This is a genomic window from Azospirillum canadense (genome assembly GCF_025961225.1).
In the GTDB taxonomy this organism is placed as follows: Bacteria; Pseudomonadota; Alphaproteobacteria; order Azospirillales; family Azospirillaceae; genus Azospirillum; species Azospirillum canadense.
This window is the reverse complement of sequence record NZ_JAOQNG010000001.1, coordinates 2,120,999-2,141,124: the sequence shown is the minus strand read 5'-3', so window position 1 is coordinate 2,141,124 and position 20,126 is coordinate 2,120,999. Positions and strand designations below refer to the sequence as shown.

The following is a 20,126-nucleotide window of genomic DNA, read 5'->3' as shown; positions in this document are numbered from 1 at the left end:
GGCCGTCAATTCGGATCGGATAACCCGCTGCCCGCCGCTTCGGTGAACCGGCGCAGGGAAACCTGCCGCTGTTGGGCCCCGGGGGAAAGGTTTTGGGGTACCGGTGGCGCGTTGGCGTCACCGAAACGAGGTGCAAGGGACGTTTGGACATGGACAGCCAGAACATCCGCATCCGCTTGAAGGCGTTCGATCATCGCGTGCTCGACCAGTCGACCAGCGAGATCGTCAACACCGCCAAGCGGACCGGTGCTCGGGTGCGGGGGCCGATCCCGCTGCCGACGCAGATCGAGAAGTTTACCGTGAACCGCTCGCCGCACGTCGACAAGAAGTCGCGCGAGCAGTTCGAGATCCGCACCCACAAGCGTCTGCTCGACATCGTCGATCCGACGCCCCAGACGGTGGACGCGCTGATGAAGCTCGACCTCGCCGCTGGTGTGGATGTCGAGATCAAGCTCTAAGTCGTTGCTGTTGAGGGACCTCTCCCTCTGAGGATGTCCCTGGTCAGGAGATAAAGAACAATGCGATCCGGTTTGATCGCGCAGAAAGTCGGCATGACCCGCGTCTTCACGGATGACGGGACGCACGTGCCGGTGACTGTGCTGAAAGTCGACAGCTGCCAGGTCGTCGCCGTTCGCACCGAAGATAAGGACGGCTACACCGCCGTTCAGCTCGGTGCCGGCGCCATCAAGGTGAAGAACGTCACGAAGCCTGAGCGCGGGCATTTCGCCAAGGCGCGCGTGGAACCGAAGCGCAAGCTGGTCGAGTTCCGCGTTCCCGCCGACGCGCTGATCGAGGTTGGCGCCGAACTGTCGGCCGCGCACTTCGTTCCGGGCCAGTTCGTCGACGTCACCGGCACCTCCATCGGTAAGGGCTTCGCCGGTCCGATGAAGCGCTGGAACTTCGGTGGTCTGCGCGCAACGCACGGCGTGTCGGTGTCGCACCGCTCGCACGGTTCGACGGGTAACCGCCAGGACCCCGGTAAGGTCTTCAAGAACAAGAAGATGGCCGGTCACCTGGGCGACGAGAAGGTCACGGTTCTGAACCTGAAGGTCGTGTCGGTCGACGAAGACCGTGGCCTGATCTTCCTCAAGGGCGCCGTCCCGGGCGCCGAGGGCGCTTGGCTGCGCATCCGCGACGCGGTGAAGAAGAAGGCTCCAGAAGGTCTGCCGTTCCCCGCCGGCATCAAGGCTGCCCCGGCCGCCGAGGCCGCTGCCGAGCCGCAGGAGTGATGGCCATGAAGGCGACCATTAAGAACCTGAACAACGAGACCGTCGGCGAGATCGATCTGTCCGACGACGTCTTCGGCCTCCCGTCCCGCACCGATCTCCTGGCCCGCATGGTCAACTGGCAGCTGGCCAAGCGCCGCGCCGGTACCCATAAGACCAAGACGATCAGCGAGATCTCCGGCACCGGCAAGAAGCCGTACCGGCAGAAGGGCACCGGCCGCGCCCGTCAGGGCTCGATGCGCTCCGCGCAGTTCCGCGGCGGCGCGACCATCTTCGGCCCGGTCGTTCGCTCGCACGAGCATGACCTGACGAAGAAGGTCCGCAAGTTGGCCCTGAAGACCGCGCTGTCCACGAAGGCCGCGGAAGGCAAGCTCCTGGTCCTCGACGCCGCTTCGGCCGAGACGCACAAGACCAGGGATCTCGCTGCCCGCCTCGCCACCCTGGGCCTGTCCTCGGCGCTGATCATCGACGGGTCGAACCTGAACGAGAACTTCGCTCGGGCTTCGCGCAACATCCCGCTGATCGACGTGCTGCCGGAGCAGGGCGCCAACGTCTACGACATTCTTCGCCGCGACACGCTGGTCCTGACCCGCAACGCGGTCGAGCAGCTGGAGGCTCGCCTGAAATGAGCAAGCAGTCGAAACCTGCGGTGAGCCAGGAGCGGATGTACGACCTCATTCTGGCTCCGGTCATCACCGAGAAGTCGACGATGGCTTCGGAGCACAACCAGGTCACGTTCCGCGTTCCGCTGTCGGCCACCAAGCCGGAAATCAAGGCGGCGGTCGAAGGGCTGTTCAACGTGAAGGTGACCGCGGTCAACACCCTTATCGCCAAGGGCAAGACCAAGCGCTTCCGCGGCACCATCGGTCGTCGCTCGGACATCAAGAAGGCCGTCGTGACCCTCGCCGAGGGGCACAAGATCGACGTGACCACGGGCATCTGAGCGGGAGTGTGATCCGATGGCTCTGAAGCAATACCGCCCGATTACGCCGTCGCTCCGCCAGCTGGTCATCGTCGACCGCTCGGAGCTGTGGAAGGGCAAGCCGGTCAAGTCCCTGACTCAGGGTCTGACCAAGTCTGGTGGCCGCAACAACACCGGCCGCATCACCGCGCGCCGGATGGGTGGCGGTCACAAGCGTGTCTACCGTCTGGTGGACTTCAAGCGCCGTAAGTTCGACGTCCCGGCCGTGGTCGAGCGGCTGGAGTACGACCCGAACCGTACGGGCTTCATCGCCCTCATCAAGTACGAGGACGGCACCCTTTCCTACATCCTGGCGCCGCAGCGCCTGAAGGTGGGCGACACGGTCGTGTCGGGCGAGAAGGTCGACGTGAAGCCCGGCAACGCCATGCCGCTGAAGAACATCCCGGTCGGTTCGGTCGTGCACAACGTCGAACTGAAGCCCGGCAAGGGTGGTCAGCTGGCCCGTTCGGCCGGCACCTACCTGCAGCTGGTCGGCCGTGACGGCGGCTACGCGCAGCTGAAGCTCCCCTCGGGCGAGCTGCGCATGGTCCGCGGCGAGTGCATGGCCACGCTGGGTGCCGTGTCCAACCCGGACCAGATGAACACGAACCTGGGCAAGGCCGGCCGCAACCGGTGGCTCGGTGTCCGTCCGTCGGTCCGCGGCGTCGCCATGAACCCGATCGACCACCCGCACGGTGGTGGTGAGGGTCGCACCTCGGGCGGCCGTCACCCGGTCACCCCGTGGGGCAAGCCGACCAAGGGCAAGAAGACGCGTCACAACAAGAAGACGGACGGCCTGATCCTGCGCCGCCGTCATTCGAAGTAAGGAGGTCGGACGATGGCACGCTCCGTTTGGAAGGGCCCGTTCGTCGACGGCTATCTGCTGAAGAAGGCGGACAAGTCCCGCGCCTCGGGCCGCAACGAGATCATCAAGATCTGGTCGCGTCGTTCGACCATCCTGCCGCAGTTCGTGGGTCTCACGTTCGGCGTCTACAATGGCCACAAGTTCCTGCCGGTTCTGGTGACCGAGAACATGATCGGCCACAAGTTCGGTGAGTTCGCTCCGACGCGCACCTTCTACGGGCACGCGGCGGACAAGAAGGCGAAGAGGAAGTAAGCCATGGGCAAGCCCTCCAACCCCAGCCGCATCGCGGAGAACGAGGCTCTGGCCTCCAATCCGATGATCCGCACCAGCCCGCGCAAGCTGAACCTCGTCGCCCAGCTCATCCGCAACATGGACGCGAGCCGTGCCGTGGCCGAGCTGACCTTCTCCAAGCGCCGCATTGCCGGCGAGGTGAAGAAGGTCCTGCAGGCCGCGATCGCGAACGCCGAGAACAACCATCAGCTCGACGTCGACCGGCTGTACGTCTCCTCGGCGACCGTCGGCCGCGCTCTGGTGATGAAGCGCTTCCACGCCCGCGCCCGCGGACGCGGCGCCCGGGTCGAGAAGCTGTTCTCCAACCTGACGATCATCGTGCGCGAGCGCGACGCCGCCGTTGCCGAAGGGGCCGAGTAAGATGGGTCAGAAAGTCAATCCGATCGGGCTGCGCCTCGGCATCAACCGGACCTGGGACAGCCGTTGGTTCGCCAAGCGCGACTACGCCAACATGCTGCACCAGGACCTGAAGCTGCGCGGCTACTTGCAGGGCCGCCTGCAGCAGGCCGGCTGCTCGCGCGTCGTGATCGAGCGTCCGGCCAAGAAGGCCCGCGTCACCATCCACTCGGCCCGTCCGGGCGTGGTGATCGGCAAGAAGGGCGCGGACATCGAGAAGCTGCGCGGCGAACTGTCGAAGATGACGGGCAGTGAGGTCAGCCTCAACATCGTCGAGATCCGCAAGCCGGAGATCGACGCCCGCCTCATCGCCGAGAACATCTCCAGCCAGCTGGAGCGCCGTGTCGCCTTCCGCCGCGCCATGAAGCGCGCAGTGCAGTCGGCCATGCGCCTCGGCGCCCAGGGCATCCGCATCAACTGCTCGGGCCGTCTCGGCGGCGCCGAGATCGCCCGCCTCGAGTGGTACCGTGAGGGCCGCGTTCCGCTGCACACCCTGCGTGCGGACATCGACTACGGCACGGCCACCGCGAAGACCACCTACGGCACCTGCGGTGTCAAGGTGTGGGTCTTCAAGGGCGAGATCATGGCGCACGACCCGATGGCGCAGGACAAGCGCATGGGCACCGAGCCGGTTTCCACCGATGGCGAGCCGCGTCGCGAGCGCCGTGAGCGTGGCGATCGTGAGGACCGTGGGGGCCGCGGTCGCGGCGACCGCGATCGCTCCGAACGCGCCGACCGCGAGTAAAGGGGCAGAGCGATGCTTTCTCCGAAGCGTACCAAGTACCGCAAGGCCCACAAGGGCCGCATCCACGGCAACGCGAAGGGCGGCACCCAGCTGAACTTCGGCGCCTTCGGCCTCAAGGCCCTGGAGCCGGAGCGCATCACGGCCCGCCAGATCGAGGCGGCCCGCCGCGCGATCACCCGCGCCATGAAGCGTCAGGGCCGCGTGTGGATCCGCGTGTTCCCGGATCTGCCGGTCTCCACCAAGCCCGCCGAAGTCCGCATGGGTTCCGGTAAGGGCACGCCCGAATACTGGGCGGCGCGCGTTCATCCGGGCCGCATCCTGTTCGAGCTGGACGGCGTGCCGGCCGATGTGGCAAAGCAGGCGTTCGCCCTGGCGGCCGCCAAGCTGCCGATCAAGACCAAGCTGGTGACCCGCCTCGGCGGCGGTGAGGAGGTGGCGGCATGAAGTCCGTCGACGTTCGCACGAAGAGCACCGATGAGCTGAACGATCAGCTCATCCAGCTCAAGAAGGAACAGTTCAACCTGCGCTTCCAGCGGGCATCAGGCCAGCTGGAGAACACCGCGCGGGTGCAGGTCGTGCGTCGCGACATCGCGCGCATCAAGACGGTTCTCGGCGAGCGTTCGCGCTCGGCCGAAGCCGGCAAGTAAGGAGGGCTACCAATGCCTCGCCGCGTTCTGCAGGGCACGGTGGTCAGCGACAAGGGCGACAAGACGGTTACCGTCCTGGTCGAGCGCCGCGTCATGCACCCCGTGTACAAGAAGTTCATTCGTCAGTCGAAGAAGTACGCCGCCCACGACGAGGGCAACCAGTTCAAGGTCGGCGATACCGTTTCGATCATCGAATGCCGCCCGATCTCCAAGCGCAAGCGCTGGGCGGTCGTGCTCGAGTCCGCCGCCACTGGCGGCGCCGCGTAACGGAAAGGTACTGAACCATGATCCAGATGCAAACCAACCTGGAAGTCGCCGACAATAGCGGGGCGCGCCGGGTGCAGTGCATCAAGGTGCTTGGCGGGTCCAAGCGGAAGGTTGCCACCGTGGGCGACGTCATCGTCGTCTCCGTCAAGGAAGCCATTCCGAAGGGCCGCGTCAAGAAGGGCGACGTGCATCGCGCCGTCATCGTCCGCACCGCGAAGGAACTGCGCCGGGACGACGGATCCGCGATCCGCTTCGACCGCAACGCGGCCGTGCTGATCAACAAGCAGGGCGAGCCGATCGGCACCCGTATCTTCGGGCCGGTCACCCGCGAGCTGCGCGGCAAGAAGTTCATGAAGATCATCTCGCTGGCGCCGGAGGTGCTGTGATGGCCGCGAAGATCAAGACCAAGGACAAGGTCGTCGTTCTGACCGGCAAGGACAAGGGCAAGACCGGCGAGGTGATCAAGGTCATCCCCGCGGAAGGCCGTGTCGTCGTGCAGGGCGTCAACGTGGTGAAGAAGCACCAGCGCCCCAGCGCCCGCTCGCAGGGCGGCATCGTTGAGTTCGAGGCGCCGATCAACGTCTCGAACGTCGCCCACATCGACCCCAAGGACGGCAAGCCGACCCGCGTCGGCTTCAAGATCCTTGAGGATGGCCGCAAGGTGCGTGTCGCCAAGCGGTCCGGCGAAGTTATCGACGTGTGAGGACCGGACCATGGCTGCACGTTTGAAGGAAATCTACGACTCCAAGATCCGCGCCGCGCTCAAGAGCGAGTTCGGCTACAAGAACGACCTCGAAGTTCCGCGGATCGAGAAGATCGTCATCAACATGGGTGTCGGCGAAGCCGTCGGCGACTCCAAGAAGATCCAGAACGCGGTGAGCGAACTCGCGGCGATCAGCGGCCAGAAGCCGGTGATCACCAAGTCGCGCAAGTCCATCGCGCAGTTCAAGCTGCGCGAGGGCATGTCGATCGGCTGCAAGGTCACGCTCCGGCGCGACCGCATGTACGAGTTCCTGGATCGCCTGGTCACGATCGCGTTGCCGCGTGTCCGCGACTTCCGCGGCATTCCCGGCAACAGCTTCGACGGCCGTGGCAACTATGCCATGGGCGTCAAGGAGCAGATCATTTTCCCGGAGATCGACTACGACAAGATCGATCAGATCCGCGGCATGGACATCATTTTCGTCACCTCGGCGAAGACCGACAAGGAGGCCAAGGCTCTCCTGAAGGCCTTCGACATGCCGTTTGTGGCCTGATTGGCTGGAGCACGACCCCATGGCTAAGACCAGTGCCATCGAGAAGAACAAGCGCCGCACGAAGTTGGTGAAGCAGTATGCCAACAAGCGCGCTCGTCTGAAGGCCATCGCCTCCGACCGTTCCCTCCCGCCGGAAGAGCAGTTCGCCGCCCGCCTCAAGCTGGCCGAAATGCCGCGCAACTCCTCGAAGGTGCGCATCCGCAACCGCTGCGAAATGACCGGCCGTCCGCGGGCGTTCTATCGCAAGTTCAAGCTTTCCCGCGTCACGCTCCGTGAACTGGCCTCGACCGGCCAGATCCCGGGCATGACGAAGTCGAGCTGGTAAGGAGGGTCGGAAAATGTCTTTGAGCGATCCGCTCGGCGATATGCTGACCCGCATCCGCAACGGTCAGCACGCCCGCATGTCTGTTGTGGAGAGCCCGGCGTCCAAGCTGCGCTCCAACGTCCTCGAGGTCCTGAAGCGCGAGGGTTACATCCGCGGTTATTCCGAGGAAGATGTTCGCCCCGGCGTCAAGAACCTGAAGATCGAGCTGAAGTATCACGAAGGCGAGCCTGTCATTAAGCAGATCGCCCGCGTGTCGAAGCCCGGCCGCCGCGTCTATTCGAAGATCACCGATCTGCCCCGCGTCTTCAACGGCCTGGGCATTTCGATCCTCTCCACGCCGCGCGGCGTGATGTCGGACAATGAGGCCCGCGCCGCCAACGTCGGCGGTGAAGTCCTCTGCCGCGTGTTCTAAGGGGGATCCTTCGATGTCGCGCATTGGAAAGCATCCCGTGCCGGTCCCGGCTGGTGTTGACGTTGCCGTCAACGGCCAGCAGGTGACGGCCAAGGGCAAGCTGGGTTCGCTCAGCCTGACCCTCATCGACGACATCACGGCCAAGCTGGAAGACGGCAAGGTCGTGGTGGCCCCGGCCAACGACGGCAAGCGCGCCCGCGTCATGTGGGCGACCTCGCGGACGCTGATCAACAACATGGTCACGGGCGTCAGCCAGGGCTTCACCATCAACCTCGAGATCAACGGCGTCGGTTACCGCGCGGCCGTGCAGGGCAAGGAGCTGGTCATGCAGCTCGGCTTCTCGCACGACGTGAAGTACCCGATCCCGGAGGGCATCACCATCAAGTGTGACAAGCCCACCGCGATCTCGGTGTCGGGCTTCGACAAGCAGAAGGTCGGTCAGGTCGCCGCGGAAATCCGTGGGTGGAAGAAGCCGGAGCCCTACAAGGGCAAGGGCATCAAGTACACGACCGAGACCATCCTCCGCAAGGAAGGCAAGAAGAAGTAAGGTCCGCCATGCTCAAGCCAAAGCAACTCCACGAGCGCCGCAAGCAGCGCGTGCGCGCGCAGATTGCCAAGAAGGCCGGCGGGCGGGCTCGCCTTTCGGTTTTCCGGTCCAATCTGCACATCTACGTCCAGATCATCGACGACGAGAGCGGCCGTACGGTCGCCTCGGCCTCTTCCGTGGAAAAGGAGCTGCGCGAGCAGCTCAAGCACGGCGGGAACGTCGAAGCCGCCAAGAAGGTCGGCACGCTTATCGCCGAGCGCGCCAAGGCGGCGGGCGTCACCGAGGTCGTGTTCGACCGTGGTGGCTACATTTACCACGGCCGGGTCAAGGCCCTGGCCGACGCCGCCCGCGAGGGCGGGCTGTCGTTCTAAGGAGGCTCCGAAATGGCACGTGAACGAGGCGAGCGGAGCGACCGTGATCGGCAGCCGCGCGAGCGCGATCGGGAAGAGAGCGAGCTGATCGAAAAGCTCGTCGGCATCAACCGCGTCGCCAAGGTTGTGAAGGGCGGCCGTCGCTTCGGCTTCGCCGCCCTGGTGGTGGTCGGCGACGGCAAGGGCCGCGTCGGCGTCGGTTCGGGCAAGGCCCGTGAGGTCCCGGAGGCCATTCGCAAGGCCACGGACCAGGCGAAGCGCGGCATGATCCGTGTTCCGCTGCGCGAGGGGCGCACGCTGCATCATGACTCCAACGGTCACTTCGGTGCCGGCAAGGTCGTGCTGCGCACCGCCCCGGCCGGTACCGGCATCATCGCTGGCGGCCCGATGCGCGCGATCTTCGAGGCCCTGGGCGTGCAGGACGTGGTGACGAAGTCGATCGGCACCTCGAACCCGCACAACATGATCAAGGCGACCTTCGACGCCCTGTCGCAGGTTTCCAGCCCGCGCAGCGTTGCCGCCCGTCGTGGCCGTCGCGTCAGCGACATCCTCGGCAAGCGCGAAACCGGCGCCGCCGGTGCGCAGGAGGCTTGATCATGGCCGAAAAGAAGACCGTCATCGTCACCCAGACCGGCAGCCCGATCGGTCGCAAGCACGACCAGCGCGAGACGCTGATCGGTCTGGGTCTCAACAAGCTGCACCGGACCCGCGAGCTGGAGGACACTCCGGCCGTGCGGGGCATGATCGCCAAGGTCGCGCACCTGGTCCGCGTCGAGAACGAGGGCTGAACCCATGACGAAGCTGAACGATCTCCGGGACAATCCCGGTGCCCGTAAGGAGCGCATGCGCGTCGGCCGCGGTATCGGCTCGGGCAAGGGCAAGACCGGCGGCCGTGGCGTGAAGGGTCAGACCTCGCGCACCGGCGTCGCGATCAACGGCTTTGAAGGTGGCCAGATGCCCCTTCACCGCCGCCTTCCGAAGCGCGGTTTCCGCAACATCTTCGCGAAGGAATACTCGGTGGTGAACCTGGGCATGATCCAGAAGGCCATCGACCTCGGCAAGCTCGACGCCAACCAGACCATCGACGCGGTGGCTCTGGAAGCGGCGGGCGTCACCGGCAAGGTGGCCAAGGACGGCGTCCGCCTGCTCGCCAAGGGCACGCTGACGACCAAGGCCAGCTTCACCGTCGCCGGCGCCTCCAAGTCGGCGCTGGAAGCGGTGGAGAAGGTGGGCGGCAGCGTCACGCTGACCGGTTCCGCCGCCGAAGCCGCCGAGTGATTGGATGAGCCCGCGCTTGCGTGCGGGCATCGTCCGGTACTAAATACAGCGTAGTTGCGAGGGGCGGCCTGCAGTGTGCAGGACCGCCCCGTTCGCACGTTAGGGACAGGGATACGACCCATGGCATCAGCGGCCGAGCAGCTTGCCGCGAACATTAACTTCGGCGCTTTCTCCAAGGCGACCGAGCTGAAGAAGCGGATCTGGTTCACCCTTGGTGCCTTGATCATCTACCGCCTGGGCACCTACATCCCGCTTCCGGGTGTCAACCCGCAGATCCTGGCCGACATCTTCCGGCAGCAGGGCGGGGGCATCCTCGGCATGTTCGACATGCTGGCCGGCGGTGCGCTGCACCGCATGACCATCTTTGCGCTGAACATCATGCCGTACATCTCGGCCTCCATCATCGTGCAGCTCCTGACCGCGGTGTCGCCGCAGATGGAAGCGCTGAAGAAGGAGGGCGAATCGGGCCGCAAGAAGCTGAACCAGTACACGCGCTTCGGCACCGTCCTCCTCGCCACGGTCCAGGCCTACGGCCTTGCGGTGGGGCTGGAGTCGATGACCGGGTCGCACGGGGCCGCCGTCGGCGACCCTGGGCTGTTCTTCCGAATCGCCACCGTCATTACGCTGGTCGGCGGCACGCTCTTCCTGATGTGGCTGGGCGAGCAGATCACCGCCCGCGGCATCGGCAACGGCATCTCACTGATCATCTTCGCCGGCATCGTCGCCGAACTGCCGCGCGCGCTGGTCAGCACCTTGGAACTGGGCCGCACGGGTGCGCTGTCGACGGTGTTCATCGTCTTCATGCTGCTGATGGCCGTCGGCGTCGTGTTCTTCATCGTGTTCATGGAACGCGCGCAGCGCCGCCTGCTGATCCAGTACCCGAAGCGCCAGATGGGCAACCGGGTGTTCGGCGGCGAAGCGTCGCACCTGCCGCTCAAGCTCAACACCTCGGGTGTCATTCCGCCGATCTTCGCGTCCTCGCTTCTGCTGCTGCCGCTGACCGCGGTCGGCTTCGCGGGCGGGGAGGGGCCGGAGTGGCTGCAGACGGTGTCGCGCTACATCGCGCACGGTACCCCGTTGTATATGCTGCTTTATTCGGCGCTGATCATCTTCTTCTGCTTCTTCTACACCGCCATCGTGTTCAACCCGGCCGAGACCGCGGAGAACCTGCGGAAGTACGGCGGCTTCATCCCCGGCATCCGTCCCGGCAAGAACACGGCCGACTACATCGACTATGTGCTGACTCGCCTGACGGTCATCGGCTCGGCCTACCTTGTGGCGGTTTGTCTCTTGCCCGAAATCCTGATTTCGCAGCATTCCGTTCCGTTCTATTTTGGCGGCACCAGCCTGCTGATCGTGGTCACGGTCACCATGGACACGGTCGCGCAGATTCATTCCCATCTGCTGGCCCACCAGTACGAAGGGCTGATTAAAAAAGCGAAGCTTCGGGGGAGAAAGTAATGAATCTCATTCTGCTCGGACCGCCGGGCGCCGGGAAGGGGACCCAGGCGCGCCGTCTCGAGGACACGCGCGGGCTCGTCCAGCTTTCGACGGGCGACATGCTCCGCGCGATGGTCGCCGAGGGCGGTCCTCTGGGGCAGCAGGCGAAGGACATCATGGCGGCCGGCAAGTTGATGCCGGACGAACTGATGGTCCAGATGATCGCCGAGCGCATTTCCAAGCCGGACGTCACCAACGGCTTCATCCTCGACGGCTTCCCGCGCACGGTCGCCCAGGCCGAGGCGCTGGACAAGATGCTGGCCGACAAGGGCCTGAAGCTCGACCACGTCATCGAAATGAAGGTGGTCGACGACATCCTGGTGGACCGCATCACCGGTCGTTACACCTGCGCCAAGTGCGGCAAGGGCTATCACGACACCTTCGAGAAGCCCAAGGTCGAGGGCGTGTGCGACGTCTGCGGCAGCACGGAGTTCAAGCGCCGTGCCGACGACAACGCCGCCACGGTGACGACTCGGCTGTCCCAGTACCACGAGCAGACCGCGCCGATCCTGCCCTACTATCGGGACCGTGGCGTCCTGAAGACAGTGGACGGCATGGCCGAGATCGACGACGTGACGAAGCAGATCGAGGCGCTCCTCGCCGCTTGACGCGCCGGGGCCATGCCTCTGAAGACAAAAGCCGCAGGCCCGTTCGGGTCTGCGGCTTTTGTCTTTTGGACGATTCGGAAAGGGAAGGGCGATCAGTTGGCCGGCGTCGCGGCTTCCTCGGCCTTCCGTCGCATGTCGTTGTAGCGGTCGAGAACCCAGCCGAGATGGGCCGTGGCCGCCGTGGCCGCCGCGTCTGCGTCGCGGTGTTGGATCGCCTCATAGATGGCGCGGTGATGGTCGATCATCAGCGCCTCCTTGCCCAGCGCGAAGGGCTCGGTGTGGTGATACTCCATCATCTGGCCGAGGATGTCGCGGATGGTGGAGAGCAGGTGCAGGTAGACGGGGCTGCCGGCCGCCTGGGCGACGGCGAGGTGGAAGTCCATGTCGTCGGCCGCCTGCTTGCCGTCGCGGCCGATCTGGCCCATGGCGGTCAGGATGTGGCCGATGTGCTCGATCTGCTCCGGAGTCGCGCGCTCCGCCGCGCGGCGGGCGGCCCAGCTTTCCAGCGCCTGGCGGATCTCCACGAGGTCGCAGAGGTTCGCGTGCTTGACCCGCACCATCTCCGTCAGGGCGCCGTCCATAGCGCCGGCCGAGGAGACCACACGGGTGCCGCCGCCCTGGACGGCGGTGAGGAAGCCCTGGGTCTTCAGCTTCTGAAGGGCGGCGCGGACAGACACGCGGCTGACGTGCAGCTGCTCGGCCAGCTGGCGTTCACCGGGCAGACGCTCGCCGGGCACCAGCTCGCCGCGGGCGATCCGCTCCATCAGCTGTTGCGCTACCCATTCGGAAATGCGTTGCGACGAAGCGGGGACGTGGAGGTTGTCTTCACCTTCGGACACGGAGCAGTCCCCTTCATAAGCAAACAGTCATGGGTCGTACCCGACTCGGATGGAGCGCGTCAACGTCCATCCGCGCACGGGCGATTGCAGTGCGTCATCGGCTCCCGCGGCGCGCCATTAGGATGCCGGCGAGCACGATCAAGGCGCCGATCGCCTGCAGCGCGCCCAGCGGCTCGTCCAGCAGAATCCAGGCCAGGATGGCCGCCGCCGCCGGTTGAATCAACAGGCTGACGGAGGAAAAGGCGGCGGGCAGGTGGGCCAGCGCGTAGGCGATCAGGCTCTGTCCCCCGGCGTGGCTGAACAGCGCAAGGCCAAGCAGCACCCCCCAGCCGTAGGCGGAGCCGGCCACGAGGCTCTCGCCCGACAGCGTGGCGACGGGCAGCAGGGCCAGGCCGGTGACCACGCCGCTCCAGGTCATGATGGTGGCGGTGGAGAATTCGGCTCGCAGCCGGCCGACGGACAGTATGTAGCCGCCGTAGAACAGCGCGGTCAGCATGCCCAACGCGTCGCCGAACAGATGCTCCGGGCTGAGCTGCAGGCTCTGCCCCATCAGCACAACGGCACCGCCGACGGACAGGGCGAGGCCGAGGACGAAGGTTCGCGAAAAGCGCTCCTTGAACACCAGCCACGACACCAGCGTGACGAAGATCGGCGCAAAGTTGGCCAGCAGCGTGGAGTTGGCGACGGACGTGTACTTGATCGACCAATGCCACGCGGTCAGGTCGCCCGCGAAGAACAGGCCGGCCGCGGTCAGCCGCGCGTAGTCGGAAACGGAGGACGGACTGCGGGTGCGCGCGCCGCGCTTGGGCTCCAGCGCCATCCAGGCCCAGAGGACCGGCACCGAGAAGCCCAGTCGCCAGAAGGCCGTCGCTGTCGGCCCAAGCTCGGACAGGCGGACGAAGACCGGCGAAAAGGCGATGCCGATCGCACCCGTCAACAGGGCGATCAAGGCGATCCGCTGCGCGGCGTCGACGCGCGCGGTGGAGGAAAGGGTGCTGGCGTCCGTCATAGCGCTGTTATAGCGGTCGCAACCTGTGGGCGCCAACGGCCCCGCCGCATGGCACGTCTGCAAAGCGCGGTTCGGCGCAGGGGCGGGAAACCCTGGCGCGGGGACGGTGTTAAGCCAGGGGTGCCTATAACCATCGCCCGAGCTTCCGATCCGCGCCTTGCCCTGCAATATTATGCCGCCATGACGCCGCACTCCCCCTGCCAACCCGCCGAGCACCCCCGGCCGGTCACCGCCCCGACGCCGCCGCGGGCGGCACCGCCGCCTCCGCTGCTTGGCCCGGAGGATCCGCCGCCCTTTACGGTGTTGAACCCGGAGTCGCGGAGCCCGTTGCTGATCCTGTGCGATCACGCCACGCGCGCGGTGCCGAAGGCTCTCGGTGACCTCGGCCTGCCGGAGGAGCAGCTGTGTCGGCACATTGCCTACGACATCGGCGCGGCGGAATTGACGCGGCGGCTGGCCCGCCGGTTCGGGGCGACGGCGGTGCTGGCCGGTTACTCCCGGCTGGTGATCGACCCGAACCGCGCGCTGAACGATCCCACGGCGATCCCGGTGGTCAGCGACGACGTGGTGATCCCGGCGAATCGCGCGCTGGACGCGGCGGAGGAGCGGCGGCGGGTCGAGGCGATCTTCATCCCCTACCAGGACGCCGTCGCGGCGGAGATCGCGCGGCGGCGCGAGCGTGGGCAGGTTCCGGCCATCGTCTCCGTCCACAGCTTCACGCCGGTGATGCGCGGCGTGGCGCGCCCCTGGCACGTCGGGATCCTGTGGGACCGCGACCCGCGCATCCCCGTCCCGATGATCGCGCGACTGCGCGCCGACGGGCGCTGGTGCGTGGGCGACAACGAACCCTACACTGGGCGCACGACGCTGGGCGGCACCGTGGAGACCCACGCCACGCCGGCCGGCCTGCCCAACGTCCTGATCGAGGTCCGCCAGGATCTGATCGCCATTCCGGAAGGCGTCGCCACCTGGGCCCAGGTCCTGGGCGACGCGCTGGAGCCCATCCTCGCCGACCCGGATCTCTACCGGGTCGAGATGCACCCGCGGGAGTGAGACTGCATGGAACCGGCCTTCACGCTGGGGCTTGAGGAAGAGTATCTGCTGGTGGACCGCAGCACGCGGGACATCGCGCGCAATCCGCCCGACGGCATGCTGGACGCCTGCCAGGAGCGGGCGCCGGGCCGCATCCACCCGGAGTTCCTGCGCTGCCAGATCGAGGTCGGCACGCCGGTCTGCGCCGATCTGGCGGAGGCGCGGGCGGAACTGGCCAGCCTGCGCGCCACCGTGGCCGGCGTGGCGCGGGAGCACGACCTCGCCCCCATCGCCGCCTCCACGCACCCCTTCGCGGCGTGGGAGCCGCAGAAGCACACCAACCGCGACCGCTACAACATGCTGGCCCGCGACCTCGGCGCGCCGGCGCGGCGGCTGATGATCTGCGGCATGCACGTCCATGTGGGGATCGAGGACGACGACCTGCGCATCGACCTGATGAACCAGGTCCGCTATTTCCTGCCGCACCTGCTGGCGCTGTCCACCTCCTCCCCCTTCTGGCGGGGGCAGGACATGGAGCGCAAATCCTACCGTCTGTCGGTGTGGAACGAGCTGCCGCGCACCGGTATGCCCGACGGTTTCCAGAGCTTCGGCGAGTACCAGCAGCAGGTGAACGTGCTGGTCAACGCCGGCATCATCGAGGACGCCAGCAAGCTGTGGTGGGACATCCGCCCGTCGCAGCGCTTCCCCACGCTGGAGATGCGCATCACCGACGTCTGCACCCGGCTGGAGGACGCGGTGACGGTGGCGGCGCTGTACCGCTGCCTGCTGCGCATGCTGTGGCGGCTGAGGCTGAAGAACGTCACATGGCGCCCCTACAAGAACCTGCTGATCGAGGAAAACCGCTGGCGCGCCCAGCGCTATGGCCTGGACGACGGGCTGGTGGACTTCGGCCAAGGCAAGATCGTGCCCTATACCGACCTGATGGAGGAGTTGATCGAGCTGACCCGCGAGGATGCGGAGCATTTCGGCTGCGCCGCGGAGGTCGCGCACGCCCGCGACATCATCCGCCGCGGCACCAGCGCCCACCGCCAAGTCGCCATTTACCGCGACGCGCTGGAGCAGGGTGCGACGGGGTGGGAGGCCCTGGCCCAGGTCGTCGACTGGTTGGTGGAGGAGACGATGGTGGGCATCGAGGTGCCCGCGTGAGCCAATCAGACGCTCGGCTTTCCGAATGCTGCCGAATCCTGGGCAATTTTGAAACGCGGGTGGCTTGACCTTTGGGTCATCCAGCCATACGCTCGGCGCAATTCAGCTCATTGAGTTGAGCAGGGCAGGCAAAAAACGCAAAAACAACAGGGGGCCGCTCGAAAACCGGGCGGCCCCCTACCTTTAGGGGGGAAGTGCATGGCCGAGGCCAAGTTCTTCAAGTTCGACACGCTGAGCCTGCACGCCGGCCAGCGGCCCGACCCGGCGACCGGGGCGCGGGCGGTGCCGATCTACCAGTCGACGTCCTTCGTGTTCGACGACACGGACCACGCGGCCTCGCTGTTCAACCTGGAACGTGCCGGGCACATCTACTCCCGCATCTCCAACCCCACGGTGGCGGTGCTGGAGGAGCGGCTGGCGGCGTTGGAGGGCGGCGTCGGGGCGGTCTGCACGGCCAGCGGCCAGGCGGCGCTGACGCTGGCGATCCTGACACTGATGGACGCGGGCGGGCACATCGTCGCGTCCTCCTCGATCTACGGCGGCAGCCGCAACCTGCTGGCCTACACGCTGCCGCGCTTCGGCATCACCACCACCTTCGTGAACCCGCGCGACCTGGACGGATTCCGCAACGCGATCCGGCCGGAGACGCGGCTGGTGTTCGGCGAGGTGCTGGGCAACCCGGGGCTGGAGGTGCTGGACATCCCCGAGGTGTCGCAGATCGCGCACGATGCCGGGTTGCCGCTGATGGTGGACGCCACCTTCGTCACGCCCTACCTGTGCAAGCCGCTGTCCTTCGGCGCCGACCTCGTCATGCATTCCTGCACGAAGTGGCTGGCCGGCCATGGCGTCGCCATCGGTGGCGCGGTGATCGACGGCGGCACCTTCGATTGGGAGGCGTCGGGCAAGTTCCCGACCCTGACCGAGCCCTACGCCGGCTATCACGGCATCGACTTCGTGGAGGAGTTCGGGCCGGCCGCCTTCGTCATGCGCGCCCGTGCCGAGGGCCTGCGCGACTTCGGCGCCTGCATGAGCCCGATGAATGCCTTCCAGATCCTTCAGGGCGTGGAAACGCTGCCGCTGCGCATGAAGGGCCACATCCACAACACGCGCAAGGTGATCGGCTTCCTGGAGTCGGAGGCCTACGCGGATAAGGGCGCGGTCGCCTGGGTCACCTACCCGGAGCTGGTCGACCATCCCGACCACCGGCTGTCCGCCCGGCTGCTGCCGCACGGTGCCGGCTCGATCATCTCCTTCGGCATCAAGGGGGGGAGAGACGCGGGGAGACGCTTCATCGAGAAGCTGACGCTGTTCTCGCACCTCGCCAACGTCGGCGACGCCAAGTCGCTGGTGATCCACCCGGCCAGCACCACCCACGCGCAGCTGGACGCCGAGGCGCTGAAGGCCAGTGGGGTGGGGGAGGACATGATCCGTCTGTCCATCGGGCTGGAGGACTGCGACGACCTGATCGACGACCTGCGGCAGGCGCTGCGCGCCGCCACCAAGCCGTAAGGGGACCGGTCATGGAGCTTTCCGTCAACGGCCACGCCGTCTACGCCCACACCGGCGGCCGGCCTTTCGACCCGGCCCTGCCGGCCGTGGTGCTGATCCACGGCGCCGGCATGGACCATACGGTGTGGAGCCTGCAAACCCGCTACCTCGCCCATCACGGGCGCGCGGTGCTGGCGGTGGACCTGCCGGGGCATGGCCGCTCCGCCGGCGTGCCGCTTGCCTCCGTGGCGGAACTGGCGGACTGGGTCGTGTCGCTTCTGGATGCCGCCGGCGTGGAGCGGGCGGCGCTCGTCGGCCACTCCATGGGCGCCCTGGTCGCGCTGGATACCGCGGCGCGCCATGGGGAGCGTGTCGAATCGCTGGCGCTGCTCGGCGTCGCCGAGGTGATGCCGGTGCATCCCGACCTGTTGGCGGCGGCGGCAGCGAACGATCCGTCGTCGATCGAACTGGTCATCGGCTGGGGCCACGGGCCGCGCGGCCATGTCGGCGGATCGGCGGCGCCGGGGCTGGCGCTGCTGCCAGGCGGCCGCCGCCTGATGCAGCGGACCCCGCCGGGCGTGCTGGGGATCGACCTTGCCGCCTGCAACGCTTACGAACGCGGCGGGGAGGCAGCGTCCGCGGTGGCCTGCCCCGCGCTGTTCCTGCTGGGCGCCGCCGACCGCATGACTCCGGCCAAGGCCGGCCGCGCGCTCGCCGCCAGGGTCAAGGCGTCGCAGGTGGTCGTGTTGCCGGGTGTCGGCCACATGGTCATGACGGAAGACCCGGACGCCGTCGTGGATGCCCTGGCGCAGCATTTGGCGCCAAAAGCGCGGTAGCTTTTTCGCGTTTGATTTCGCCGGCGTCATAAACGGTTAATGAAGTGACGGTCTACTGAATCCAACCAGCCGGAACGGTGGGAGGACTCGGCCTTGCGGATCAACGAGCGCTCAGCGACCGCTCTGATGACGAACGCCAGCGACGTGACGGCCCTGCTGTCACGCGACGGGCTGTTCCGGTTCGTGGGCGGCTCTGCGCTGCGCGTCTTCGGGTACGAGCCGGAAGCGGTGGTGGGCACCGCCATGCTGGATTATGTCCATCCCGACGACCGCGCCGACGCCGCCCGCCGCTTCGCCCGCCGCGTGGCCGATCCCAATGCTCCCCTGGAACCCGCCGTATACCGCCTGCGCCACGCCGGGGGCGCCTGGCGCCATGTGGAGGCCGCCGCCTGCAACATGCTGGACGATCCGGACGTTCAGGGCGTCGTCATCAACGTGCGCGACGTCACCGACCGGGTGGAGGCCGAAAGCCGCCTGCGGGCGAGCGAGGCGCTGTACCAGACGCTGGCGCGCTCCGCACCCGTCGGCATCTTCCAGACGGACGCCAGGGGCGGCATCACCTTCGCCAACCCGCGCTTTGCGCACATCACCGGTGTCGCCGCCGACGAGGTGCAGGGCCGTGGCTGGCGCGACGCCGTCCATCCCGATGACCGCTGCCGGTTCGAGGCGGAATGGACGCGCTGCACCGCCGAAGGTCGCGCGATGCTGGTCAACCTGCGCTTTCTCGGGCCGGAGGGCACGGCGACCTCGGTGCTCTGTCAAAGCTCGCCGCTCGCCGACGCGGATGGGCGTTTCCAGGGCTTCGTCGGCACGCTGACCGACATGACCGAATATGTGCGGACGGCCGAGGCGCTCCGCATGGCGGAGGCGCGGACCAACGCCATCGTCGACGCTGCCGCCGACGCCATCCTCACCGCCGACGAAGAGGGCATCGTCCACAGCTTCAACCGGGCGGCGGAGGAGATGTTCGGCATCCCAGCGGTCGAGATCGTCTGGGGCAGCATCGACCGGCTGCTGCCGCCCGCCGACGTCGCGTGCCACGCCGGATACCTGAACCGGTTCCCGGTGGGGCACACCACCCGCGTCACCGGGCAGGACGGTCCGGTCATGGCGATGCGCGGGGACGGCAGCCTGTTTCCGGTGGAACTGGCGGTCAGCTGCATCGAGGTGGAAGGCCGGCGCATGTTCATCGCGGTCATCCGCGACATCACCGAGCGGGTGCGCATCGAGCGGGAGCTGATCGGCGCCAAGGAGGCGGCGGAGGCCGCGGACCGGGCCAAGTCGGCCTTCCTGCAGGTGATGAGCCATGAGCTGCGCACGCCTTTGAACGCGGTGATCGGCTTCGCCCAGGTGATCGAGATGCGGCTGATCGGGGCGACCGAGGTCGACCGCTACACCGACTACGCCGCGAGCATCCGCCAGTCGGGCGAGCATCTGCTGGGCATCATCGAGGACATCCTCGACATCACGAAGATCGAGTCGGGAAAGCTCGACTTGTTGGACGGGCCGGTGGACGTCGCGGATCTGGTGGGGCAGGGGCTGAACCTTATCGCCATCCAGGCCGGCAAGCGCGGCGTGGCGGTGTCCATCGAACTGGCGGACGACCTGCCGCCGGTCCGCGGCGACGCGCTGCGGCTGCGCCAAGTGCTGGTAAACCTGCTGTCCAACGGCGTGAAATTCTCAAAGGCCGGCGACACCGTCACCGTCGGCGCCCGTCGCGGCGCTGGAGGCGGCGTGGAGATGTTCGTGCGCGACGTCGGCATCGGCATGGCGGCCGACGACATCCCGAAGGCGCTGGTTCCGTTCAACCAGATCGACCAGTCGATGACCCGGGGCTATGAGGGGACCGGGCTCGGCCTTCCGATCTGCAAGCGGCTGGTCGAGGCGCACGGCGGCACGCTGCGCATCGACAGCGCACCGGGGCAGGGCACCACGGTGACCGTCCATTTGCCGGCGGAACGCGAACTGAGCATGGCGGAGTTTCTGAACGCCATGGGAACGTAACGACCGCGTTCCTTTAAGGGTCGTGGCAAAGCCGGAACGTTCGGCTTCCGTATCGA

At 66.8% G+C, this 20,126-nt stretch carries 30 protein-coding genes; 28 read left to right on the top strand and 2 right to left on the bottom strand.

What is annotated here, in order from left to right; all coding sequences use genetic code 11:
• Positions 1-149: 149 nt before the first annotated feature.
• From rpsJ to M2351_RS10095, 23 genes are all read left to right on the top strand, one after another.
• Positions 150-458 carry a 30S ribosomal protein S10 gene (gene rpsJ, locus M2351_RS10205; RefSeq protein ID WP_014241039.1) on the top strand — a complete coding sequence of 103 codons (309 nt, stop codon included), beginning with the start codon at positions 150-152 and terminating at the stop codon, positions 456-458.
• A gap of 60 nt (positions 459-518) precedes the next feature.
• The gene (gene rplC / locus M2351_RS10200; protein WP_264655975.1) at positions 519-1,229 is read left to right on the top strand and encodes a 50S ribosomal protein L3; all 711 of its coding nucleotides are present in this window, start codon (positions 519-521) and stop codon (positions 1,227-1,229) included.
• Positions 1,230-1,234: 5 nt separating this feature from the next.
• Positions 1,235-1,855, top strand: a complete 621-nt coding sequence (rplD, locus tag M2351_RS10195; RefSeq protein WP_264655974.1) for a 50S ribosomal protein L4 — start codon at positions 1,235-1,237, stop codon at positions 1,853-1,855.
• Positions 1,852-2,169 carry a 50S ribosomal protein L23 gene (locus M2351_RS10190; protein ID WP_209767541.1) on the top strand — a complete coding sequence of 106 codons (318 nt, stop codon included), beginning with the start codon at positions 1,852-1,854 and terminating at the stop codon, positions 2,167-2,169. The genes rplD and M2351_RS10190 overlap by 4 nt, the downstream gene beginning before the upstream one ends.
• 16 nt (positions 2,170-2,185) lie before the next feature.
• Positions 2,186-3,013 (top strand): 50S ribosomal protein L2, encoded by an 828-nt coding sequence (gene rplB / locus M2351_RS10185; protein WP_264655973.1) that lies wholly within the window; start codon positions 2,186-2,188, stop codon positions 3,011-3,013.
• Positions 3,014-3,025: 12 nt separating this feature from the next.
• Positions 3,026-3,304: a 30S ribosomal protein S19 gene (gene rpsS / locus M2351_RS10180; protein ID WP_014241034.1), complete on the top strand. Its 279-nt coding sequence runs from the start codon at positions 3,026-3,028 to the stop codon at positions 3,302-3,304.
• Between the two features lie 3 nt (positions 3,305-3,307).
• On the top strand, positions 3,308-3,703 hold the full coding sequence (rplV, locus tag M2351_RS10175; protein WP_209767539.1) for a 50S ribosomal protein L22: 396 nt from the start codon (positions 3,308-3,310) through the stop codon (positions 3,701-3,703).
• A gap of 1 nt (position 3,704) precedes the next feature.
• Complete coding sequence (gene rpsC / locus M2351_RS10170; RefSeq protein ID WP_264655972.1) at positions 3,705-4,484, top strand: 30S ribosomal protein S3; 780 nt, start codon at positions 3,705-3,707, stop codon at positions 4,482-4,484.
• Positions 4,485-4,496: 12 nt separating this feature from the next.
• A complete protein-coding gene (rplP, locus tag M2351_RS10165) occupies positions 4,497-4,928 on the top strand; it encodes a 50S ribosomal protein L16 (RefSeq protein WP_209767537.1) in 432 nt (143 codons plus the stop codon).
• Positions 4,925-5,131: a 50S ribosomal protein L29 gene (gene rpmC / locus M2351_RS10160; protein ID WP_264655971.1), complete on the top strand. Its 207-nt coding sequence runs from the start codon at positions 4,925-4,927 to the stop codon at positions 5,129-5,131. The genes rplP and rpmC overlap by 4 nt, the downstream gene beginning before the upstream one ends.
• A gap of 12 nt (positions 5,132-5,143) precedes the next feature.
• The gene (gene rpsQ / locus M2351_RS10155) at positions 5,144-5,398 is read left to right on the top strand and encodes a 30S ribosomal protein S17 (protein WP_264655970.1); all 255 of its coding nucleotides are present in this window, start codon (positions 5,144-5,146) and stop codon (positions 5,396-5,398) included.
• 17 nt (positions 5,399-5,415) lie between these two features.
• Positions 5,416-5,784: a 50S ribosomal protein L14 gene (gene rplN, locus M2351_RS10150; protein ID WP_085555126.1), complete on the top strand. Its 369-nt coding sequence runs from the start codon at positions 5,416-5,418 to the stop codon at positions 5,782-5,784.
• A complete protein-coding gene (rplX, locus tag M2351_RS10145) occupies positions 5,781-6,101 on the top strand; it encodes a 50S ribosomal protein L24 (protein WP_209767534.1) in 321 nt (106 codons plus the stop codon). The genes rplN and rplX overlap by 4 nt, the downstream gene beginning before the upstream one ends.
• Before the next feature lie 10 nt (positions 6,102-6,111).
• Positions 6,112-6,654 (top strand): 50S ribosomal protein L5, encoded by a 543-nt coding sequence (gene rplE / locus M2351_RS10140; protein WP_264655969.1) that lies wholly within the window; start codon positions 6,112-6,114, stop codon positions 6,652-6,654.
• A gap of 19 nt (positions 6,655-6,673) precedes the next feature.
• Entirely contained in the window at positions 6,674-6,979 is a 306-nt protein-coding gene (gene rpsN / locus M2351_RS10135; protein WP_264655968.1) for a 30S ribosomal protein S14, read from the top strand.
• Between the two features lie 13 nt (positions 6,980-6,992).
• The gene (gene rpsH / locus M2351_RS10130) at positions 6,993-7,391 is read left to right on the top strand and encodes a 30S ribosomal protein S8 (protein WP_209767531.1); all 399 of its coding nucleotides are present in this window, start codon (positions 6,993-6,995) and stop codon (positions 7,389-7,391) included.
• 13 nt (positions 7,392-7,404) lie between these two features.
• Positions 7,405-7,938 (top strand): 50S ribosomal protein L6, encoded by a 534-nt coding sequence (rplF, locus tag M2351_RS10125; RefSeq protein WP_209767530.1) that lies wholly within the window; start codon positions 7,405-7,407, stop codon positions 7,936-7,938.
• An 8-nt stretch (positions 7,939-7,946) separates the two neighbouring features.
• Positions 7,947-8,309 carry a 50S ribosomal protein L18 gene (gene rplR / locus M2351_RS10120; RefSeq protein ID WP_264655967.1) on the top strand — a complete coding sequence of 121 codons (363 nt, stop codon included), beginning with the start codon at positions 7,947-7,949 and terminating at the stop codon, positions 8,307-8,309.
• A 12-nt stretch (positions 8,310-8,321) separates the two neighbouring features.
• Complete coding sequence (rpsE, locus tag M2351_RS10115; protein ID WP_209767528.1) at positions 8,322-8,903, top strand: 30S ribosomal protein S5; 582 nt, start codon at positions 8,322-8,324, stop codon at positions 8,901-8,903.
• 2 nt (positions 8,904-8,905) lie between these two features.
• Positions 8,906-9,097, top strand: coding sequence for a 50S ribosomal protein L30 (gene rpmD, locus M2351_RS10110; RefSeq protein WP_209767527.1), 192 nt, complete (start codon positions 8,906-8,908; stop codon positions 9,095-9,097).
• Positions 9,098-9,101: 4 nt separating this feature from the next.
• Positions 9,102-9,587: a 50S ribosomal protein L15 gene (gene rplO, locus M2351_RS10105; protein WP_264655966.1), complete on the top strand. Its 486-nt coding sequence runs from the start codon at positions 9,102-9,104 to the stop codon at positions 9,585-9,587.
• Positions 9,588-9,707: 120 nt separating this feature from the next.
• Positions 9,708-11,048, top strand: a complete 1,341-nt coding sequence (gene secY, locus M2351_RS10100; protein ID WP_264655965.1) for a preprotein translocase subunit SecY — start codon at positions 9,708-9,710, stop codon at positions 11,046-11,048.
• A complete protein-coding gene (locus tag M2351_RS10095; protein ID WP_264655964.1) occupies positions 11,048-11,695 on the top strand; it encodes an adenylate kinase in 648 nt (215 codons plus the stop codon). The genes secY and M2351_RS10095 overlap by 1 nt, the downstream gene beginning before the upstream one ends.
• 92 nt (positions 11,696-11,787) lie before the next feature.
• Here the strand turns inward: M2351_RS10095 and M2351_RS10090 are convergent, their stop codons facing one another.
• Both M2351_RS10090 and M2351_RS10085 read right to left on the bottom strand, forming a co-directional pair.
• A complete protein-coding gene (locus M2351_RS10090) occupies positions 11,788-12,534 on the bottom strand; it encodes a FadR/GntR family transcriptional regulator (RefSeq protein ID WP_264655963.1) in 747 nt (248 codons plus the stop codon).
• A 94-nt stretch (positions 12,535-12,628) separates the two neighbouring features.
• Positions 12,629-13,543: a DMT family transporter gene (locus M2351_RS10085; RefSeq protein ID WP_264655962.1), complete on the bottom strand. Its 915-nt coding sequence runs from the start codon at positions 13,541-13,543 to the stop codon at positions 12,629-12,631.
• 180 nt (positions 13,544-13,723) lie between these two features.
• Here M2351_RS10085 and M2351_RS10080 point away from each other — a divergent pair, with 180 nt between their 5' ends.
• The 5 genes from M2351_RS10080 (at position 13,724) to M2351_RS10060 (ending at position 20,070) form a co-directional block, all read left to right on the top strand.
• Positions 13,724-14,596, top strand: coding sequence for an N-formylglutamate amidohydrolase (locus M2351_RS10080; protein WP_264655961.1), 873 nt, complete (start codon positions 13,724-13,726; stop codon positions 14,594-14,596).
• A gap of 6 nt (positions 14,597-14,602) precedes the next feature.
• A complete protein-coding gene (locus M2351_RS10075; protein WP_264655960.1) occupies positions 14,603-15,742 on the top strand; it encodes a carboxylate-amine ligase in 1,140 nt (379 codons plus the stop codon).
• A 198-nt stretch (positions 15,743-15,940) separates the two neighbouring features.
• A complete protein-coding gene (locus tag M2351_RS10070; protein ID WP_264655959.1) occupies positions 15,941-17,251 on the top strand; it encodes an O-acetylhomoserine aminocarboxypropyltransferase in 1,311 nt (436 codons plus the stop codon).
• A gap of 11 nt (positions 17,252-17,262) precedes the next feature.
• Positions 17,263-18,066 (top strand): alpha/beta fold hydrolase, encoded by an 804-nt coding sequence (locus M2351_RS10065; RefSeq protein ID WP_264655958.1) that lies wholly within the window; start codon positions 17,263-17,265, stop codon positions 18,064-18,066.
• Positions 18,067-18,192: 126 nt separating this feature from the next.
• The gene (locus M2351_RS10060; protein ID WP_264655957.1) at positions 18,193-20,070 is read left to right on the top strand and encodes a PAS domain S-box protein; all 1,878 of its coding nucleotides are present in this window, start codon (positions 18,193-18,195) and stop codon (positions 20,068-20,070) included.
• Positions 20,071-20,126 lie beyond the last annotated feature (56 nt).

What these genes read in the sequence shown, in the direction of transcription:
- rpsJ (WP_014241039.1), top strand. Translation starts at nt 150, where the DNA reads ATGGACAGCCAGAACATCCGCATCCGCTTGAAGGCGTTCGATCATCGC.
- rplC (WP_264655975.1), top strand. Translation starts at nt 519, where the DNA reads ATGCGATCCGGTTTGATCGCGCAGAAAGTCGGCATGACCCGCGTCTTC.
- rplD (WP_264655974.1), top strand. Translation starts at nt 1,235, where the DNA reads ATGAAGGCGACCATTAAGAACCTGAACAACGAGACCGTCGGCGAGATC.
- M2351_RS10190 (WP_209767541.1), top strand. Translation starts at nt 1,852, where the DNA reads ATGAGCAAGCAGTCGAAACCTGCGGTGAGCCAGGAGCGGATGTACGAC.
- rplB (WP_264655973.1), top strand. Translation starts at nt 2,186, where the DNA reads ATGGCTCTGAAGCAATACCGCCCGATTACGCCGTCGCTCCGCCAGCTG.
- rpsS (WP_014241034.1), top strand. Translation starts at nt 3,026, where the DNA reads ATGGCACGCTCCGTTTGGAAGGGCCCGTTCGTCGACGGCTATCTGCTG.
- rplV (WP_209767539.1), top strand. Translation starts at nt 3,308, where the DNA reads ATGGGCAAGCCCTCCAACCCCAGCCGCATCGCGGAGAACGAGGCTCTG.
- rpsC (WP_264655972.1), top strand. Translation starts at nt 3,705, where the DNA reads ATGGGTCAGAAAGTCAATCCGATCGGGCTGCGCCTCGGCATCAACCGG.
- rplP (WP_209767537.1), top strand. Translation starts at nt 4,497, where the DNA reads ATGCTTTCTCCGAAGCGTACCAAGTACCGCAAGGCCCACAAGGGCCGC.
- rpmC (WP_264655971.1), top strand. Translation starts at nt 4,925, where the DNA reads ATGAAGTCCGTCGACGTTCGCACGAAGAGCACCGATGAGCTGAACGAT.
- rpsQ (WP_264655970.1), top strand. Translation starts at nt 5,144, where the DNA reads ATGCCTCGCCGCGTTCTGCAGGGCACGGTGGTCAGCGACAAGGGCGAC.
- rplN (WP_085555126.1), top strand. Translation starts at nt 5,416, where the DNA reads ATGATCCAGATGCAAACCAACCTGGAAGTCGCCGACAATAGCGGGGCG.
- rplE (WP_264655969.1), top strand. Translation starts at nt 6,112, where the DNA reads ATGGCTGCACGTTTGAAGGAAATCTACGACTCCAAGATCCGCGCCGCG.
- rpsN (WP_264655968.1), top strand. Translation starts at nt 6,674, where the DNA reads ATGGCTAAGACCAGTGCCATCGAGAAGAACAAGCGCCGCACGAAGTTG.
- rpsH (WP_209767531.1), top strand. Translation starts at nt 6,993, where the DNA reads ATGTCTTTGAGCGATCCGCTCGGCGATATGCTGACCCGCATCCGCAAC.
- rplF (WP_209767530.1), top strand. Translation starts at nt 7,405, where the DNA reads ATGTCGCGCATTGGAAAGCATCCCGTGCCGGTCCCGGCTGGTGTTGAC.
- rplR (WP_264655967.1), top strand. Translation starts at nt 7,947, where the DNA reads ATGCTCAAGCCAAAGCAACTCCACGAGCGCCGCAAGCAGCGCGTGCGC.
- rpsE (WP_209767528.1), top strand. Translation starts at nt 8,322, where the DNA reads ATGGCACGTGAACGAGGCGAGCGGAGCGACCGTGATCGGCAGCCGCGC.
- rpmD (WP_209767527.1), top strand. Translation starts at nt 8,906, where the DNA reads ATGGCCGAAAAGAAGACCGTCATCGTCACCCAGACCGGCAGCCCGATC.
- rplO (WP_264655966.1), top strand. Translation starts at nt 9,102, where the DNA reads ATGACGAAGCTGAACGATCTCCGGGACAATCCCGGTGCCCGTAAGGAG.
- secY (WP_264655965.1), top strand. Translation starts at nt 9,708, where the DNA reads ATGGCATCAGCGGCCGAGCAGCTTGCCGCGAACATTAACTTCGGCGCT.
- M2351_RS10095 (WP_264655964.1), top strand. Translation starts at nt 11,048, where the DNA reads ATGAATCTCATTCTGCTCGGACCGCCGGGCGCCGGGAAGGGGACCCAG.
- M2351_RS10085 (WP_264655962.1), bottom strand. Translation starts at nt 13,543, where the DNA reads ATGACGGACGCCAGCACCCTTTCCTCCACCGCGCGCGTCGACGCCGCG.
- M2351_RS10080 (WP_264655961.1), top strand. Translation starts at nt 13,724, where the DNA reads ATGACGCCGCACTCCCCCTGCCAACCCGCCGAGCACCCCCGGCCGGTC.
- M2351_RS10075 (WP_264655960.1), top strand. Translation starts at nt 14,603, where the DNA reads ATGGAACCGGCCTTCACGCTGGGGCTTGAGGAAGAGTATCTGCTGGTG.
- M2351_RS10070 (WP_264655959.1), top strand. Translation starts at nt 15,941, where the DNA reads ATGGCCGAGGCCAAGTTCTTCAAGTTCGACACGCTGAGCCTGCACGCC.
- M2351_RS10065 (WP_264655958.1), top strand. Translation starts at nt 17,263, where the DNA reads ATGGAGCTTTCCGTCAACGGCCACGCCGTCTACGCCCACACCGGCGGC.
- M2351_RS10060 (WP_264655957.1), top strand. Translation starts at nt 18,193, where the DNA reads ATGACGAACGCCAGCGACGTGACGGCCCTGCTGTCACGCGACGGGCTG.